Below are 17428 nucleotides of genomic sequence, written 5' to 3'. Positions count from 1 at the left end.
CCCATTATGGCCATTCGGAACGCCAGGGCTGTAATGTGAGCACCTCTCTGATCGGCCAGTCAGCCAGCGATCTCCGATCCGGCTATGGCACGTTCCAACGATGACCTGTACCGCCAGGAGCCTCCATGCCCTCCATCGATTATTTCGCCCACGGGTTCATCACCCCGGCGGCCTCCTACATCATGTCGAGTATCGGCTGCCTGCTCGGGCTCCTGCTCGCGGCCCGTGCCCGCGAGGCGGGAGGCCAGTCCCGTGTTCTGTGGCTGGGCGGCGCCGCCCTGTCCATCGGCGGAACCGGGATCTGGGTGATGCACTTCATCGCGATGACGGGCTTCGAGGTCCGCGGTACGGCGATCCGCTATGACGTGCCTCTCACCATCGCCTCGGCCCTTCTCGCCATCGTCGTCGTGGGGGCCGGACTGTTCCTGGTCTCCGCCAAGGGAACCGGGCCCGTCTCGCTCATCAGCGGCGGGCTGCTGACCGGCCTCGGCGTGGCCGGCATGCACTATCTGGGCATGGCGGCGATGAACATGTCCGCACACGTGAACTACGACCCTCTCCTGGTGACGCTGTCCGTACTGATCGCCGTGGTGGCCGCGACGGTGGCGCTCTGGTTCAGCCTGCGCGCCAGCGGAGCCCTCGCCATCACGGGGGCCGCCCTGCTGATGGGCGTCGCGGTCAACGGGATGCACTACACCGGCATGTTCTCCATGGCCGTCACCCTCGATGCCACCGCCATGTCCATGCCCGGAGCCTCGGCCATGGACTTCATGCTTCCCCTGATCATCGGGATCAGCCTGATCACCCTGGGCCTGCTCCTCACCATCTTCCTGTCCCCCTCCGAGCAGGAGATGCGCGAGGACGCCGCACTGCTCTCCCAGCTCCGGCAGCCTCGCGACGGCAGCGTCCTTCCCCCCGCTCCCGCTCCCGCCCCCGCGGCCCGGCCGGCCGAGTCTCGTCCCTCTTCCCTGTTCGACAGCTCCGACCCTGGGCACTGAACCCGGTACGTCGAGCTCGGCGCACCGTCCTCCGGAGCCGGCGCGGCCGAGGCCGCCGGCGGCCTCGATCCGTCAGTCCTCCGGGCACATGGCGGGGGCCTTCTGATGAGGGAAAACGTGTTCTAGTTCGTGGTCGGGCGGCAGGACGCAGCGACGATCCCCCTGCTCCGTGTACGGGCACCGGGGCGCGTCGGCACGGCGTGGCAGTGATACCTGCTCTTCGCGCCCGGTTCCACCGTCGACGGCGGCTTCGTGACTCATGGGCGCGTGTCCTCCTGTGAAATCCGGACTATGGCATCCGGTACGGAACGTTCCAGCCGCGAATCCCGGGACGGTCGCGACGGCCGGGGCCGATCACCCCTCCGTACGATGCAGCAATCTATCCCCCCGAGTTCCGGGTGCCTAGAACCAGTTATTTGTCACCGTCCTTATTGGTTCCCGTCAGGAGCCGGATCCCATGCGTCGGGCCGCGCTCTTGTCCGCCCGGATGATCAAGACCCCCATAACATCACGATAGGGATTTTTTGGGACATCCCTCGGCGAGGCTCAGCCAATACCTTGACATCACCCCTCACAAGGAGTGCTTATGTTGAGTCGAGGCCCCCTCCTCGCCGGAGCCACCACCGTGGCCCTGTACCTGGCAGCCACCGTCGCCCCCGCCATGGCCCAGGCCGCTCCCCCGGCCCAGCCCCAGCCCGCAGTCATCGAGGCGCTCCAGCGCGACCTCGGTCTCACCGCCGAGCAGGCCGTCACGCGGCTGGCCAACGAGTCCCGCGCCATGAGCGCGGAGTCCACCCTGAGCAAGGCGCTCGGCGACAAGTACGCCGGCTCCTGGCTCAACGCCGACGCCTCCAAGCTCTCCGTCGCCACCAGCGACGCCTCCGCGGCCGGGGCCATCCAGGCCCAGGGCGCCCAGCCCGTGGTCGTCAGCCGGACCCTCACCGAGCTCAACGCCGTCAAGGACCGGCTCGACGCGGCGTCCGCGGAGGCGAAGGCCGGCGCGTCCCTCTGGTACGTCGACATCCCGACCAACAGCGTCGTCGTCCAGGCCGCCGAGCAGGCGGGGGCCGAGGCCCTCGTCGCCGCCGCCGGCGTGGACAAGAGCGCGGTACGGGTGACGGCCTCCGCCGAGAAGCCCCAGACCTACATCAACATCATCGGCGGCCTCGCCTACTACATCGGCGGCAGCCGCTGCAGCGTCGGCTTCTCCGTCACCAGGGGAACCACCCCGGGCTTCGTCACCGCGGGACACTGCGGCAGGGCGGGCAGCCGCACCACCAGCCCGACCGGTACCTTCCAGGGTTCCTCCTTCCCCGGCAACGACTACGCCTGGGTCGCCGCCACCGGCAACACCGCCCAGCCGCTGGTCAGGGGCTCGGGTGGCGCCAACGTCACCGTCCGCGGATCCACCCAGGCCGTGGTCGGCTCCTCGATCTGCCGCTCCGGCTCCACCACCGGCTGGCGCTGCGGCACCATCCAGCAGCACAACACCAGCGTGACCTACTCGCAGGGCACCGTGAGCGGCCTGACCCGCACCAACGTCTGCGCCGAGCCCGGCGACTCCGGCGGCTCGTTCATCTCCGGCAGCCAGGCCCAGGGCGTGACCTCGGGCGGCTCCGGTAACTGCAGCTCCGGCGGCACCACGTACTACCAGCCGGTCAACGAGATCCTCTCGACGTACGGCCTCACGCTCCGCGTCGGCTGACCGCTCTCCTCACCAGCTGCTCTTCCCGAGCAACCCCCCATGGCCGAGGAGAACCGGAAAAGATGTCAAGGATCATCCGCTTAAGCGTCGCCTTCATCCTGGGATTCACCTTCCTGGTGACGGCTACCCCCGTCCAGGCGGCGACCACCCACGGGGCAGCCGGCCACGCTGACCGCACGGTGGCGGCCGTCCGCGTGCTCCGGTACGACGCGAGCCGGGCCGCGGAGTTCCGTTCCGCCGTCGACCAGGCGGCCCAGGTCTGGAACTCCAGCGTGACCGGCGTGCGGCTGGTGGCCGGAAGCCCGGCGGACTTCGTGGTGCGGGCCGACAACGGCTGGCCGCGTACCCAGCCCACCAGTCTGGGCCGGGGCACGATCTGGATGGGCAGGGAGGCGACCGTGGAGGGACACAACCCGCTGCGCATCGCCGCCCACGAGATCGGCCACATCCTGGGTCTGCCCGACCGTCGCACCGGCCTGTGCACGGACCTGATGTCCGGCGCGAGCGCGGGCACGAGCTGTACCAGTCCCTATCCGAGCACGGCTGAGAAGGCCCAGGTCAACCGGAACTTCGCCGGTTTCGCCCCGGCCATCGAATTCGGCAAGATCTACGTCGACAGCCCCGAGACCGCATCACGCTAGGCATCGCCCAGGCTCCACAGCAGCACCCCGGCGAGGTCCGCCGGTCCGGCCAACAGTCTGGCCGGACCGGCGGACCTCGCCCTTTTCCGTGGCTCTCCCCGCGACGGTTCAGACCAGGGGCTTCGCGAAGCAGTGGGAGCCCGCGAGCCGCTCGTAGGGAGGAAAGAGCGGGATGGGGGCATAGCCCTCGCGCTCGTACAGCCTCACCGCGTCCGGCTGGCGATGTCCGGTCTGCAGGACGACCCGCGACGCGCCGAGCGCGCGAGCCGCGTCCTCGGCCGCAGCCAGCAGCGCGCGTGCCACATCCGTGCCCCGGTGCGACGGGGCCACGAACATCCGTTTGAGCTCCAGGTCGCCGTCGAGCCGGCGCAGCGCGACGTGCCCGACCGGCACGCCCTCCCCCGTGTAGGCGATGCCGGTGTAGACGACGGTCTCGGGCTCGACGTTCATGCCCTTGGGCAGGTAGTCCGGCGCGGACGCGAGCAGGTCGGCGTAGCGGGCGCCCATCTCCTCCTCCATGGCCTCACGCAGTGCGACGGCCGCGGCGTCGTCCCAGGGCACCGGCCTGACCACGGTCGCACCGGCCTCCTTCGCGGATGCGGTCATGTGATTGCTCCCCCTGTCTGCCGCCGGTCCTCTGTTCGCGGCGTCCACCGGAAGATCCTGGCAGTCCTCCGCCCGGCCCCCGCCCCCGCCCCTCCCGCAGGGGTCAGGTCCCGGTCACGGGGAACGATCGGAGGGTGACTCATTCTCGGATCAGCGTCTCGGTGGACGCGCACGCCCGCCCCGAGCGGGTGTTCTCCGTCCTGACCGACTGGTCGCGGCATGACGAGTGGATGCTCCTGACCCGAGCCCACGTCGCCGCCGGTGACGGCCGCAGCGCGGGAAGCCGGCTGGCGGCCTTCACCGGGGTCGGCCCGGTCGGGTTCACGGACACCATGGAGATCACCGAATGGGACCCGCCCAGGACCGTGAAGGTCCGGCACACGGGCCGGCTGGTGCGCGGCACCGGAACCTTCCGCGTGCTGCCCCGCGAGGGCGGCAGCACGATCGTCTGGGAGGAGGATCTCGACCTGCCGTTCGGCCCGGTCGGGCGGCTGGGCCGGCCACTGGTCGGTCCGCTGAGCGCGCCGCTGTTGCGGCTCTCGCTCCGCCGCCTGGCCGAGCTCAGCGATCGGTGAGATCCCGGTCGGAGCCACCCGGCCCGCGCGTCCCGCCCGGCTCGTCCCGTACGACCTCGCCGTGGATGACCGGACCGGAGGCGCCGCTCCGACCGCTCGGGTCACTTTGGCCGCGCATCACGTCGAAGGGCGAGCCCAGTCCGCCGAACGGCGAGCCGAGGCCGGGACCCGCCGCGCTCTGGGCGAGGGTGCGGATGCGGCGGGCGAAGAACCACGCGCCGAGCCTGCGGACCAGCGGCCGGGTGAACGGCAGGATGAACAGGAAGCCGACCACGTCGGTGAGGAAGCCCGGGGTGAGCAGCAGCGTGCCGCCCGCGACGATCAGGGCGCCGTCGGCGAGCTCCCGGTCGGGCATCCGGCCGCTCTGCAGCGCGCCCTGAAGGTTACGCCAGGCCCTTCGGCCCTCGCGGCGGACGATCCAGGCGCCGAGCAGGCTGTCGGCGAGCAGGATGGCAACCGTGGGCCAGCCGCCGATGACCTCACCGACCTGGATGAGCACCCAGATCTCCAGGACCGGGACCACAAGGAAGACCAGGAACAGCAGAAGGCGCATCTTTTCCTCAACTCACGCGGCAGCCGTACGACATGACAACGCCGCAGGGACGCTTCGCGTTCCGCCGTGAGGGCACGGGTCGCGGCGGCCCGGCCGGTGACCCGGCCGTCTAGCGCGGGCGGCGCAGGCGCTGGGGCATGCCGGAGACGCCCCACACCGTGACCCGCCACAGTGCCTCGGCCACGATGGCCCTGTTCATCTTGCTGGACCCGGTCGTGCGGTCCACGAACGTGATGGGCACCTCGGCGATCCGCAGCCCGTCGCGGACCGTGCGCAGGGTCAGGTCGACCTGGAAGCAGTAGCCCTGTGACTCCACGTCGCTCAGGTCGATCTTCTCCAGGGTGGCGGCGCGGTAGGCGCGGAACCCCGCGGTGGCGTCGCGGACCGGGACGCCGAGCATCACCCGGGTGTAGACGTTGGCGCCCCGCGACAGGAACTCCCGCGAGGTGGGCCAGTTGACCACCTTGCCGCCGGGCACCCATCGGGAGCCGATCGCCAGGTCGGCCCCGTCTCCCAGGGCCTCCAGCAGCTTCGGCAGCTCCTCCGGCTGGTGGGAGCCGTCGGCGTCCATCTCCACGAGGACGTCGTAGCCCTCCTGGAGCCCCCATCGGAAGCCGGCGATGTAGGCGGCGCCCAGGCCCTGCTTGCCCGGCCGGTGCAGCACGTGGATCTGGTCGTCGTCCGCCGCCAGCTCGTCCGCGACCGCGCCGGTGCCATCGGGGCTGTTGTCGTCGGCGATCAGCAGATGCGCCTCGGGAACGGCCTTGCGCAGCCGCTCAGCGATCATCGGCAGGTTTTCCCGCTCGTTGTACGTCGGGACGATGACGAGCACCCGGCCAAGCATCCGCTCCATCATGCGTCTCCCACCTGCTGGTCGTCCTCCCGCTTCCCCGAGTGCACCAGGCTACGCGTCCGGCGCCGCCAGACGGCCGCCAACGCGCCCAAGCCCACAAGTATCAGTACCCATTCGGGCAGCGCACCCACACGCGTGGCGATCGTCTCCGCGGTCCTGACCGGAATGGTCAGGACGGTCGACGCCGGCACCAGCTCCTTGGTGCGCCAGGCGATCGAGCCCTCGGGGGTCACGTAGGCGGACACACCTGTGATCGCGGCGGTGACCACCGCCCGGTTGTGCTCGACCGCGCGGATCTGGGACATGGCCAGCTGCTGCGCCGGCAGGTTGGTCAGCGCGTAGGTGGCGTTGTTGGTCTGCACGACCAGCGGTGAGGCACCCGTTCTGGCGGTGCCGCCCACGACGCCGTCGAAGGCCACCTCGTAGCAGTTGATCGCGCCGATGGTCACCGGGCCCAGCTTGAGGTCGCCGTCACGGGTGCCGGGCACCGACTGCTTGCCGACCAGGCCCGCCCGCTTGAACAGGGCCAGCACGAGGTCCTTGAGCGGGGTGTACTCCCCGAAGGGGACCAGCTTCTGCTTGTCGTAGTAGGCGCCTGGCCCGGTGACCGGGTCCCAGATCAGGCTGCGGGTCGCCCGGTTGTTCTCCCCGACGCCGACCACGGCGCCGACCAGGACGGGCACTCCGATGTCCTTCACCGCCGCGTCGATCTCCTGATAGGCGAAGTCGCTGCGCAGGGGGTCGATGTCGGTGGAGTTCTCCGGCAGCACGACCACGTCCGGCCGGGGCGTCTTTCCGGCCCGTACGGACTGCGCCATCTCGTGAAGCATGCGGGTGTGGTTCTGGAGGACCACCGCCGGCACGTCCCCGAGGGGGTCCATGCCGCGCCCGGGAACGTTGCCCTGGATGATCCCCATGGTCACGGTCCTCCCCTCGTCACCGGGCCGGGGAACGGCGAACGCCGCGGCCGGCACGGCCAGGATCCCGATGAGCGGCAGCGCGACCGCCCGCTCCCAGCGCGGGGCCGGGGTCAGCCGGAGCACCAGCAGCGCGATCAGGCCGCCGCACAGGGCCACCGCGAAACTCACCAGCGGCGCCCCGCCGAGAGCCGCGTACGGGGTGAAGACCGACTCGCCCTGGCTGAAGGCCACCCGCAGCCAGGGGAACCCGCCGAACGGGAAGGCGCCCCTGGCCCACTCCATCGCCACCCACAGCGCGGCGCTCCACAGTGGCCACAGGGGCAGCCGGACGACCAGCGCGGCACACGCACCCCAGACGGCGTAGAAGACGCTCTCCATGGCCACCAGCCCCAGCCAGGCGTCCATCCCGATCGGGCTGACCCAGTGCAGGCCGGGCAGCAGGAGCGCCAGCCCCGTCAGGAGGCCCAGCCACGCGGCGCGGCGCGGGCGCGCGCCCTGTACCGACAGGACGGCCAGGGCGACGCCGAACGGCGCGAGGAACCACAGTCCGAGCGGGGGGAAGGCGAGAAACAGCAGCAGTCCGCCGGCGATCGCGCCCGCGACCCGGGCGATCAGCGCCCGGCGAGAGGTTGCGGCGGTCGCCCTCCCGGGCAGGCCGTCGACGGGGTCTCCCGTCACCGCCGTCCGCGGCGCCGGGGCGGCCGTCTTGTCCTGCACCACGGGTGAGGCTCCTTGGTATGTCGTACGGGCGATTGACACCTGATGGTCTTTCTAGCCCGAACGGTACCGCCCAGGTCGCCCGCTCCCCAAGGCTCCCTCCTGGGTGCCTCTGAACCAAGGACGGGGCATATGCCCTGAATGTCCGGTGAGCGCGATGGTGAACGCGGTCGCCGGGAGAACAACAAGGAGCGCGGCAACGGGGCGATCCCAAGGCTGATGGACGCCTTGTGGATCGCCCCGACGCTTGCGGCGCTCCGCACGGGAGCGGGAAGAGGGCCCGGATCACCCTTCGGACCGGTTCCGTCCCGTCGGCGGCGAGCGCGGATTACCGTTGTCTACTGGGTGCCCGGACCCCTCCTTGGGTCCAACCCCCCGCCCGGATGGAGTGCCCCGCCTCGACGAACCGCCGGCCCTGCGCCTGGCTGTACGGACGGAGTCACCTCCGTCACGGGCGCAGGAACCGGCGAGGTCGAAAGACGGCCAACCGGCCAGTCCCGTGCTGGACTGGGCAGCAAACTACCGACCCCAGCGCAGATGTCAACCGTGTCCCTAACAGCGGAAACATCAAGTTTTCGCAGCTGGGACATGATCGACGAGAGCCGTCAATGGTCTCATGTGATCCGATGTCGCTCAAGTCGAGCAAGCGCTTCGGGTAGTGATCCGCCATGGACGACGCCAAGACGCTGGGTCGCGCGGGTCAGCGCGACGTAAAGATCGCTCGCGCCGCGCGGGGACTCGCTCAAGATCAGCTCCGGTTCGACCACGATGACCGCGTCGAACTCGAGCCCCTTGGCCTCGGCGACGGTCAGCACCGCCACCTGCGCGTCCAGGGCCTTGGTCCCGGGCCCGGCGACCGCGCCGTCGACCGACCTGACCACGATCTGGCCGAACTCCTCCACGCGGGACTCGGGGACGATCACGACCAGACGCCCGCCCTCGACGATCTCGGCCTTGACGACGTCGCCGAGCGACTCCAGCGGTGAGACGGCCCAGGGCCGGGCGCCCGTCTCCCTGACCGAGGTGGGCGCGACCAGTCCGGGACCGATCAGGGCGAGCACGTCGGCGGCCACGACCATCAGCTCGGCCGGGGTCCGGTAGTTGACGCTGAGGTGCTCCTCGCGCCAGCGCCCGGCCACGTACGGGTCGAGCATCCGGCCCCAGGAGGGCGCTCCGGCCGAGGAGCCGGTCTGCGCCAGGTCGCCCACGATCGTCATCGACCGGGTCGGGCAGCGCCGCATCACCATCCGCCAGTCCATCGCCGACAACTCCTGCGCCTCGTCCACGATGATGTGACCGAAGGCCCAGGTGCGGTCGGCCGCCGCGCGCTCGGCGGTGGTGAGGTAGACGTCGTCGTTCAGGTGCCGGGAGGCGAACTTCTCGGCGTCCATGATGTCGGACAGCCCGGTCATCTCCAGCACCTCCTTGGCGTAGGCCAGCTGGTGCTGGCGCTCGTCGAGTGCGGCGGCGCGCGACGCCGCCTGCTCCTCCTCGGCGATCCACGCCCCGGCCCGCAGCACCCCGGGGTCGATGTCGCCGAGCAGCTCGGCGGCCTCGTCCAGCAGCGGCACGTCGGACTCGGCCCACCAGTTCTCCCCCTTGCGGGGCGGCTCGCGCAGCATCAGCTCGCGCTCGGCCTCGCCGAACTCGCCCGCGGCGTAGTCCAGCCGCTCGCGGGAGGTGAACAGCCCGATCAGGAGCTGCTGCGGCGTGACATAGGGCCACAGCCTGTTCAGCGCGGCCTTGACGGGCCGCTCGGTGCGGAGGTCCTCGCGGATGTCGGCCAGCTCGTCCTCGTCGATCATGCCCCTGCCGAGCTGCCTGGCGGCCTGCCGGGCGAGCGCGTTGAGGAGGTGGCGCACGAAGATCGAGCGGGCCTCGTTGTGCGCCCTCTTGGAACGGGCCGCCCGGTTGCGGGCGGCCTCCAGGATGTTGCCGTCGAGCTTGAGGGTGTATTTGTCGAGGCGGATCTCGACCGGCTTGCGCGGCACCCGCTGCCGTTCGCGTACGGCCCGCTCCACGACCTGGGCCATCCGCACGTCGCCCTTGATCGCCGCGACCTCGGGGCGCTCCCTGACTCCGGGGACGACCCCCGGATACAGCTCGGAGACGGTCGACAGCAGCACGTCGGTCTCGCCCAGGGAGGGCAGCACCTGCTCGATGTAGCGCAGGAAGGTCAGGTTGGGCCCGAGGATGAGCACGCCCCTGCGGGCCAGTTTCTCCCGGTGGGTGTAGAGCAGGTAGGCCGCCCGGTGCAGGGCCACGACCGTCTTGCCGGTGCCGGGACCGCCCTGCACGACCAGCACGCCGTTCAGGTCCGAGCGGATGATGCGGTCCTGCTCGGACTGGATGGTGGCCACGATGTCGCGCATGCGCCCCGTGCGCTTGGCGCCGATGGAGGCCAGCAGCGCGGCCTCGCCGTTCAGGGTGGCCACGTCCTCGTCGGTGAGGCTGTCGAGGTCGAGCAGGTCGTCGTCGACCCCGATCACCTTGCGGCCCTTGGTCTGCAGGTGGCGACGGCGGGTGACACCCATGGAGGCCGCGGGGGTGGCACCATAGAACGGCTGGGCCACCGGGGCCCGCCAGTCGATCAGCAACCGCCGCTGTTCGTCGTCGGCCAGGCCGATGCGGCCGATGTAGAGGGAGGTGTCGTCGGCGTTGTCGAGCCGTCCGAAGCACAGGCCGTTCTCGACCGCCCACAGGCGGCCCAGTCGCTCGGCGTACATCCCGGCGAAGCTGTCGCGCTCGGAGCGGTTCTGGTGCGTGCCGCCGCTCCCGCCCTGGGCGAGCACGCCGTCCAGCTGACGCTGAGTGCGCACGCGCAACAGATCGAGTCGTTCGTAGAGACCGGAGACGTACTCCTGCTCTTTGGCGAGCTCGATTTGACGGGTTGCCGTCGCTCCATTATCGTTGCTAGTAATGGGATACTCCGGGCCATTGGGCTGGTTGTTATGACAAACCATCACCCTAGCAGCTCCGTCGAGAAGTTTATCCCCTCTCTTGCCATCACAGGTTGATTGCGGCACTCCCTGTCTTCTTGACGAGCATCGCGGGTCCTCCTTACATTCACTCCAAGTTAGGAAACTTTCCTAACTCCGCTTCAGCGGTGACGCATGGACATGTGCGGACGGAGTCACCCGTGAACCAGCCGACGCCGGGCACCCCGAGCCTGCTGCGCGCGATCAACGATCGCGCCGCCCTGCAGGCCCTCCTGGAACGCGGGCCGCTCACCCGCCCGGAGATCGGCGCGCTGACCGGCCTGTCCAAGCCCACGGCGTCGCAGTTGCTCGTCCGCCTCCAGGAGGCGGGGCTGGTCGTGCTGAGCGGCATCCGCGAGGGACTGCCCGGCCGCACCGCGGAGGTCTACCAGCTCAACCCGGACGCCGCGCACGTCGCCGCGCTGGACGTCACCCCCGCGCACATCGACGTCAGGGTCGCCGACCTCACCGGCGCGACGATCGGCGAGCACCGGCTGCCCACCCCGGGACGCCCGGGCGGCGAGGTGGTGGACAGGGTCCGCGCCGCGCTGGAGGGCGCCGGGGCCCCCGCCGGGCTGCGGCGCGCGGTCATCGGGGTGCAGGGCGCGCTCGACCCCGGCACCGGCCGGCTGGGCTACGCCACCAGCAAGGACATGCCGGGCTGGCACATCCCGAACCTCGTGCCCACCCTCAGCGAGGGTCTCGGCATCCAGATCTCCGTCGAGAACAACGTCAACCTCGTCGCCCAGGCGGAGCAGGCGCACGGCGTGGGCCACGGCCACCAGGACTTCGTCCTGCTCTGGGCCGACGAGGGACTCGGCTCCGCGCTGGTCATCGGCGGCCGATTACACCGGGGCGCCACCGGCGGCGCCGGCGAGGTCGGCTACATGCCCGCCCCCGGCGCGCCGACGGCCAGGGAGGCCGGGCGCTACGCCAACCACGGCTACCAGGCTCTCACCGGCGGCCCCGCCGTACTGAAGATCCTGAGGTCGTACGGCCTGCGCGGCGCCACCTCCGCGCAGGCCGTACGGAACGCCGTGCAGGCCGCCGAGACCGCCGGAACCACAACCGCGGCGGCCAAGCGCGCCGACGACGCGCGCGCCGGGCTCCGCGACATCGCCGCGCGGCTCGCCGTCGGGCTGGCCTCGATCACCTCCGTCGTCGACCCCGAGCTCATCGTGCTGACCGGCGGAACCCTGCTCGCCGGCGGTGACACCCTGCGTGAGCTCGTCGAACACGAGCTGCACGCGCTGACCATCCCGCGGCCACCGCTGCTGCTGTCAACCGTCGAGGGCAACCCCGTCCTCGCCGGCGCACTCGACCTCGCCCTCAGGGCCACCCGCGACGAGGTCTTCAGCTCCACCGTTCCCTCCTGATCCGCTCCCACCCCCTCCTGATCACCTCACAGAGGAGGCAGCCGTCGTGCATCGACGCTCTCTCACCTTCGCCATAGCCGCCTTGACCGCCACGACCCTGACCGCCTGCACCGCGGGCACCACCGGCGCGCCCGCCCTCGGAACCCAGCCCAAGCCGGCGGGCTCCGCCTCCGCCGCCCTTCCGGCCGCCACCATCGAGCTGTGGCACGGGTTCTCGGCGCCCGGCGAGGTGAAGGCGTTCGAGGACGCCGTCGCCGGATTCCGCAAGAAGTTCCCGCAGATCACCGTCAAGCTGGTCAAGGGAGTCGAGGACGACCAGATCACCCAGGCCGTACGCGGCGGGACGGCACCGGACGTCGCGTCCTCCTTCACCACCGACAACGTGGCCCAGTGGTGCAGGAGCGGGGTGTTCCAGGACCTCACCCCGGTGATCAAGCAGGACGGCATCGACCTGTCCGTGCTGTCGGCGGCCTCGCGCTCCTACACCGAGTTCGAGGGCAAGCGCTGCGTGATGCCGTTGCTCGCCGACTCCTACGGGCTCTACTACAACAAGGCCCTGATGAAGGGCAACGCCCCGCCCAAGACGCTGTCGGAGCTGACCGCCCTCGCCAAGAAGCTCACGGTCCGCGACGCGGACGGCACCATCAAGGTCGCCGGATTCATCCCGAGCTTCCAGTACTACGAGAACGTCCCCTCCCACCTCGCGCCGATGGTCGGCGCGACCTGGGAGAAGCCGGACGGCACCTCGGCGATCGGCTCCGACCCGGCCTGGAAGCAGCTCCTGCAGTGGCAGAAGGAGCTCGTCGACTGGTACGGCTACGACAATCTGGACAAGTTCCGCAAGAGCCTGGGGCAGGAGTGGTCGGCCGCCAACCCGTTCTACAAGGGCAAGGTCGCCATGGCCCTGGACGGCGAGTGGCGCAACGCCATGATCGGCAGTGAGGCCAAGGGCCTCGACTACGGCACCGCGCCGCTCCCGGTCGCCGACGACAAGCCCGACCTCTACGGCAGCGGCTTCACCGCGGGCACCGTGATCGGCGTGCCCAAGGGCGCGAAGAACCCGCAGGCCGCCTGGGAGCTGGTGAAGTATCTGACCACCGACACCGACGCGCTGGTCACTCTCTCCAACGCGCTGCGCAACGTGCCGACCACCAAGGCCTCGATGGAGTCGCCGGCCCTGGAGAAGGACGCGAACTTCCAGACCTTCCTCGACGTCTTCGCCCACCCGAAGACGAGCACGATGCCCTCCAACGTCAACAGCGCCTTCAACCAGGACACGCTGCAGGAGTTCTTCGTCCGGTGGGAGAAGGGGTCCGTCAAGGACCTCGACGCCGGGCTGGCGGAGGTCGACAAGCGCATCGACGACAAGCTGAAGCTTTCCGGGGGCTGAGCCTCGATGAGCAGTACCACCTACGCCGCGCCGCCTCGCCGGCGGCGCGGCGAGGGCCTCAAGGCCCTCCTCTGGATGTCGCCCTGGCTGATCGGGTTCGCGGTCTTCTTCGCCTACCCCCTGGTGGCGACCGTCTACTTCTCCTTCTACCGGTACGACCTGTTCACGCTGCAGTTCATCGGCTTGGACAACTACCGCTACTTCTTCCACGACGACCGGGCCTGGATCTCCATCCAGAACACGCTGTGGCTGGTGGTCTTCATGGTCCCCGCTCAGCTGATCTTCGGCCTGGGCGTGGCGCAGCTGCTCACCCGGCTGAAGGCGGGCGCCGGCTTCTTCCGGACGGTGTTCTACCTGCCGTCCCTGGTGCCGGTGGTGGCCGGAACCGTCGCCTTCGTCTTCCTGCTGAACCCCACGGGCCCGCTCAACCAGGCCCTCGAGTTCTTCGGGATCGCCGCACCCGACTGGTTCGGTGACAAGGACTGGTCCAAACCCGGCCTGACCCTGCTCGCCATGTGGGGCATCGGCAACACGATGATGATCTTCCTTGCGGCGCTGCTGGATGTGCCCAAGCACCTGTACGAGGCCGCGGCCATCGACGGGGCGGGCGCGTGGCGGCAGTTCCGGAGCATCACGCTGCCGATGATCTCGCCGGTGCTGATGTTCTCCGCGGTCACCGGTGTCATCTACGCCCTGCAGTACTTCTCCCAGGCGATGATCGCCGCCCGGGTCGCCTCGGGGGTCACCGACTCCGCCGGCAGCACGTTCGTGCCCGGCTATCCGGAGCTGTCCACGCTGACGCTGCCCGAGTGGCTCTTCCACTCCGGTTTCCGCGACTACAGCATGGGTTACGCCTGCGTGCTGGCCCTGGTGCTGTTCGTGGCGTCCATGATCTTCACTCTCATCCTGCTCCGGCAGTTCCGCGTGTTCACCGACGACGATGGAGGCAACAGGTGACGACTCTCGCCGCGAGGCCCACCGCCACCGCCCCCGTCCGTCAGGCGAGCCGGCGTGGCAGCCGCGTCCGGAAGACCCTCTACTGGATCGCCCGGCACGCCATCGCCGTGGCGCTGGCGCTGATGTTCCTCGGCCCGCTGGTGTTCGTGGCGCTGACCGCGCTGATGAGCGACAATCAGGCGCTCACCGGCGAGCTGTGGCCCGACACCTGGAACTGGGGCAACTTCGCCGACGTGTTCGCCAGGTCGAACCTGCTGACCTGGACGGCCAACACGTTCATGTACGCCGCGCTCGGCACCGCGTTCATGCTGCTGTCGTCGGTCCCGGTGGCCTACGCGATGGCCCGCTTCCGCTTCCGGGGGCGCAAGCTGGCCTTCCTGGCGGTGATCACGGTGATGATGCTGCCCCCGCAGGTCATCGCCGTCCCCGTCTACCTCATCTGGGCACGCATGGGGCTCACCGGCACGCTGTGGCCGCTGATCCTGCCCATGCTCCTCGGTGACGCCTTCTCCATCTTCCTGCTCCGGCAGTTTTTGATCACGATTCCCAGGGAGTACACCGAGGCCGCCCGCGTGGACGGCTGCTCGGACTTCATGACCCTCCTGCGGGTGATCCTGCCGATGGCACGGCCGGCCATAGCGGCGGTGGCACTGTTCCAGTTCTTCTACTGCTGGAACGATTACTACGGCCCGCTGCTCTATGCCCAGACAAACGAGGCAAACTGGACGCTCTCCATCGGGCTGGCGTCCTTCCGGGCACTGCACAGTGTGCAGTGGAACCTCACCATGGCGGCGACCCTGCTCGTCACGGCACCCGTGATCATTGTGTTCTTCTTCGCCCAGAGAGTCTTCATCGAGGGCGTAACGCTGACAGGAGTAAAAGGGTGAAAATCGCCGTTGTCGGGGGCGGCTCGACGTATACGCCAGAGCTGATCGACGGATTCGCACGGTTGCGCGACGAGCTTCCCCTCACCGAGATCGCACTGGTCGATCCGGATGTCCACCGGCTGGAGCTGGTCGCGGGGATGGCCCGCCGGATGCTGGCCCACGCCGGGCACCCGGCCACGGTCCTCGCGACCACCTCGGTCGAGGAGGGCGTCGCCGGGGCGCAGGCGGTCATGCTGCAGTTGCGCATCGGCGGCCAGGCGGCGCGCAACGTGGACGAGACGCTGCCCCTGGAGTGTGGTTGCGTCGGCCAGGAGACGACCGGCGCGGGCGGGCTGGCCAAGGCCCTGCGCACGGTCCCGGTGGTGCTGGACATCGCCGAGAAGATCCGTACGCACGCGCCCGACGCCTGGATCATCGACTTCACCAACCCGGTGGGCATCGTCACCAGGGCGTTGCTGGAGGCGGGGCACCGGGCCATCGGCCTGTGCAACGTGGCCATCGGCTTCCAGCGCCGTTTCGCCGCGAACCTGGGCGTCACCGCCGACCGGATCTCCCTGGGCCACGTCGGCCTGAACCACCTCACCTGGGAACGTTCCGTGCTCCTGGACGGGGTGGACGTGCTCCCCCGGCTGCTGGAGAACCACGCCGAGGAGATCGCCCAGGACGTCGGCCTGTCCGCGGGACTGGTCCGCCACCTCGGTGTGGTGCCCTCCTACTACCTGCGCTACTTCTACGAGCACGACCTCGTGGTGGAGGAGCAGAGGAGCAAGCCGTCGCGCGCCGCCGAGGTCGCGGCGATGGAGACCACCCTGCTCGAGATGTACGCCGACCCGTCGGTGAACACCAAGCCGGAGCTGCTGGGCAAGCGCGGCGGGGCGTTCTACTCCGAGGCCGCGGTGGCGCTGATCGCCTCGCTGCTCGGCGACCGCGGCGACACCCAGGTGGTCAACCTCCGCAACAACGGCACGCTGCCGTTCCTGGGCGACGAGGCGGTCATCGAGGTTCCCGCCACGATCACCGCCACGGGTGCGACGGCGCTGCCGGTGGAGGAGGTCCAGCCGCTCTTCGCCGGGCTCATCGCCCACGTCACCGCCTACGAGACGCTCGCGCTGGAGGCCGCGCTGCACGGCGGCAGGGAGCGCGTCGCGGACGCGCTGCTGGCCCACCCGCTGATCGGTCAAGCCTCGCTGTCGGAGGACCTGGCCCAGCGCCTCATCGACGCCAACCGCCGGTACCTGCCCTGGGCGAACGTGTGAGAACCGTGCTGGCCGTCGACGGCGGCAACAGCAAGACCGATGTCGCGCTGGTCGGCGAGGACGGCTCCGTCCTGGCGGAGGGCCGCGGCGCCGCCTTCGAACCGCAGAGCGTAGGGGTGGGCGCCGCGGTCGACGTGATCGGCGACGCCCTGCGGCTGCTCGACCCGGACCTGACGCCCCCGTTCGCCGACCACGTGGCCGCCTACCTGGCGGGCGCCGACCTCCCCGTCGAGGAGGAGGCCATCCGCGACGAGATCGCCGCCCGGGAGTACGGCGGGGACGTGGTCGTCGGCAACGACACCTTCGCGCTGCTGCGCGCCGGGGCCTCCGGGCCCGCGGGCGTGGCCGTGGTGTGCGGTGCGGGCATCAACGCCGTCGGGGTCTCCCCCACCGGCGAGGTGGCCAGATACCCGGCCCTGGGAAGGCTCACCGGCGACTGGGGCGGCGGGATGGGGCTCGGCGAGGAGACGCTCTGGCACGCCGTACGGGCCGAGGACGGCCGGGGCCCGGCCACCGCGCTGGACCGCGCCGTCCGCGAGCACTTCGGCGCCCGTACCGTCGAGGACGTCGCCCTGGGCATCCACTTCGGCGACCTGCCCGGCTTCAGGCTGAACGAGCTGGTGCCGGCGCTGATGGCCGTCGCGGCCACCGGTGACGCGGTGGCCCGCTCGGTCCTGGTGCGGATGGCCGACGAGGTCACCGTGATGGCGGTGGTCGCGCTGCGCCGCCTGGACCTGCTGGACACCCCGATGGAGGTGGTCCTGGGCGGCGGCGTGCTGACCGCCCGCGACCCGTTGCTGAGCGAACTGATCGAGCGGCGCTTCGCCGAGCAGGCCCCCCAGGCCAAGCTGATCGTCGCCGACGCCCCGCCCATCATGGGCGCCGCGCTGCTCGGCCTGGACGCCCTCGGTGCCACCGAGGAGGCCAAGGCCCGCCTGCGCGCCTACTTTCACACCCTGACATGACACCCGGGGCTCACGCCCCGGCATGAGCCCCGGTGACGTGGACCGCACCCG

The 17428-nt window shown here is 70.2% G+C and carries 15 protein-coding genes; 10 read left to right on the top strand and 5 right to left on the bottom strand.

From position 1 onward, the window contains the following. The first annotated feature begins 125 nt into the window (after positions 1-125). The 3 genes from CHC08_RS02920 to CHC08_RS02910 all read left to right on the top strand — a co-directional run bounded on the left by CHC08_RS02920 (position 126) and on the right by CHC08_RS02910 (position 3344). Positions 126-998: an MHYT domain-containing protein gene (locus CHC08_RS02920; protein ID WP_089205571.1), complete on the top strand. Its 873-nt coding sequence runs from the start codon at positions 126-128 to the stop codon at positions 996-998. A gap of 586 nt (positions 999-1584) precedes the next feature. Next, positions 1585-2703, top strand: coding sequence for a S1 family peptidase (locus tag CHC08_RS02915; protein ID WP_089205570.1), 1119 nt, complete (start codon positions 1585-1587; stop codon positions 2701-2703). Between the two features lie 62 nt (positions 2704-2765). Then, positions 2766-3344, top strand: coding sequence for a snapalysin family zinc-dependent metalloprotease (locus CHC08_RS02910; protein WP_089205569.1), 579 nt, complete (start codon positions 2766-2768; stop codon positions 3342-3344). Positions 3345-3452: 108 nt separating this feature from the next. Here CHC08_RS02910 and CHC08_RS02905 read toward each other — a convergent pair whose 3' ends face one another. Next, the gene (locus CHC08_RS02905) at positions 3453-3950 is read right to left on the bottom strand and encodes a GNAT family N-acetyltransferase (RefSeq protein ID WP_089205568.1); all 498 of its coding nucleotides are present in this window, start codon (positions 3948-3950) and stop codon (positions 3453-3455) included. Positions 3951-4084: 134 nt separating this feature from the next. On the opposite strand from CHC08_RS02905, the gene CHC08_RS02900 reads away from it, so the two are divergent. After that, on the top strand, positions 4085-4525 hold the full coding sequence (locus CHC08_RS02900) for an SRPBCC family protein (RefSeq protein WP_245878086.1): 441 nt from the start codon (positions 4085-4087) through the stop codon (positions 4523-4525). On the opposite strand, the gene CHC08_RS02895 is transcribed toward CHC08_RS02900, so the two are convergent. The 4 genes from CHC08_RS02895 to CHC08_RS02880 all read right to left on the bottom strand — a co-directional run bounded on the left by CHC08_RS02895 (position 4512) and on the right by CHC08_RS02880 (position 10531). Beyond that, positions 4512-5078 (bottom strand): FxsA family protein, encoded by a 567-nt coding sequence (locus CHC08_RS02895; protein ID WP_089205566.1) that lies wholly within the window; start codon positions 5076-5078, stop codon positions 4512-4514. The two genes, CHC08_RS02900 and CHC08_RS02895, sit on opposite strands and share 14 nt — an antisense overlap. Before the next feature lie 109 nt (positions 5079-5187). Further along, positions 5188-5931, bottom strand: coding sequence for a polyprenol monophosphomannose synthase (locus tag CHC08_RS02890; protein ID WP_089205565.1), 744 nt, complete (start codon positions 5929-5931; stop codon positions 5188-5190). Next, the gene (gene lnt / locus CHC08_RS02885; protein ID WP_089205564.1) at positions 5931-7571 is read right to left on the bottom strand and encodes an apolipoprotein N-acyltransferase; all 1641 of its coding nucleotides are present in this window, start codon (positions 7569-7571) and stop codon (positions 5931-5933) included. The genes CHC08_RS02890 and lnt overlap by 1 nt, the downstream gene beginning before the upstream one ends. A gap of 611 nt (positions 7572-8182) precedes the next feature. Further along, positions 8183-10531, bottom strand: a complete 2349-nt coding sequence (locus tag CHC08_RS02880; protein ID WP_089205563.1) for a HelD family protein — start codon at positions 10529-10531, stop codon at positions 8183-8185. Between the two features lie 176 nt (positions 10532-10707). Here CHC08_RS02880 and CHC08_RS02875 point away from each other — a divergent pair, with 176 nt between their 5' ends. Genes CHC08_RS02875 through CHC08_RS02850 form a run of 6 tightly spaced genes read left to right on the top strand, consistent with a single transcriptional unit; the run spans position 10708 to position 17377 of the window. After that, the gene (locus tag CHC08_RS02875; protein WP_089205562.1) at positions 10708-11922 is read left to right on the top strand and encodes an ROK family transcriptional regulator; all 1215 of its coding nucleotides are present in this window, start codon (positions 10708-10710) and stop codon (positions 11920-11922) included. Between the two features lie 46 nt (positions 11923-11968). Further along, the gene (locus CHC08_RS02870; RefSeq protein WP_089205561.1) at positions 11969-13312 is read left to right on the top strand and encodes an ABC transporter substrate-binding protein; all 1344 of its coding nucleotides are present in this window, start codon (positions 11969-11971) and stop codon (positions 13310-13312) included. A 6-nt stretch (positions 13313-13318) separates the two neighbouring features. After that, positions 13319-14269, top strand: coding sequence for a carbohydrate ABC transporter permease (locus CHC08_RS02865; protein ID WP_089205560.1), 951 nt, complete (start codon positions 13319-13321; stop codon positions 14267-14269). Continuing rightward, positions 14266-15156, top strand: a complete 891-nt coding sequence (locus CHC08_RS02860; protein ID WP_089205559.1) for a carbohydrate ABC transporter permease — start codon at positions 14266-14268, stop codon at positions 15154-15156. The genes CHC08_RS02865 and CHC08_RS02860 overlap by 4 nt, the downstream gene beginning before the upstream one ends. Next, positions 15153-16412, top strand: a complete 1260-nt coding sequence (locus tag CHC08_RS02855) for a 6-phospho-beta-glucosidase (RefSeq protein WP_089205558.1) — start codon at positions 15153-15155, stop codon at positions 16410-16412. The genes CHC08_RS02860 and CHC08_RS02855 overlap by 4 nt, the downstream gene beginning before the upstream one ends. Continuing rightward, on the top strand, positions 16409-17377 hold the full coding sequence (locus CHC08_RS02850; protein WP_179281853.1) for an N-acetylglucosamine kinase: 969 nt from the start codon (positions 16409-16411) through the stop codon (positions 17375-17377). Before CHC08_RS02855 ends, CHC08_RS02850 begins: the two co-directional genes overlap by 4 nt. The last annotated feature ends 51 nt before the right edge of the window (positions 17378-17428 follow it).

The sequence above is a fragment of the Streptosporangium subroseum genome (assembly GCF_900188345.1).
GTDB lineage: Bacteria > Actinomycetota > Actinomycetes > Streptosporangiales > Streptosporangiaceae > Streptosporangium > Streptosporangium subroseum.
The sequence above is the reverse complement of the archived record's forward strand: the minus strand, read 5'-3'. Positions and strand labels throughout refer to the sequence as shown.

Coding starts and splice junctions, on each gene's coding strand:
- CHC08_RS02920 (WP_089205571.1), top strand. CDS start 126: ATGCCCTCCATCGATTATTTCGCCCACGGGTTCATCACCCCGGCGGCC.
- CHC08_RS02915 (WP_089205570.1), top strand. CDS start 1,585: ATGTTGAGTCGAGGCCCCCTCCTCGCCGGAGCCACCACCGTGGCCCTG.
- CHC08_RS02910 (WP_089205569.1), top strand. CDS start 2,766: ATGTCAAGGATCATCCGCTTAAGCGTCGCCTTCATCCTGGGATTCACC.
- CHC08_RS02905 (WP_089205568.1), bottom strand. CDS start 3,950: ATGACCGCATCCGCGAAGGAGGCCGGTGCGACCGTGGTCAGGCCGGTG.
- CHC08_RS02895 (WP_089205566.1), bottom strand. CDS start 5,078: ATGCGCCTTCTGCTGTTCCTGGTCTTCCTTGTGGTCCCGGTCCTGGAG.
- CHC08_RS02890 (WP_089205565.1), bottom strand. CDS start 5,931: ATGGAGCGGATGCTTGGCCGGGTGCTCGTCATCGTCCCGACGTACAAC.
- CHC08_RS02880 (WP_089205563.1), bottom strand. CDS start 10,531: ATGGTTTGTCATAACAACCAGCCCAATGGCCCGGAGTATCCCATTACT.
- CHC08_RS02865 (WP_089205560.1), top strand. CDS start 13,319: ATGAGCAGTACCACCTACGCCGCGCCGCCTCGCCGGCGGCGCGGCGAG.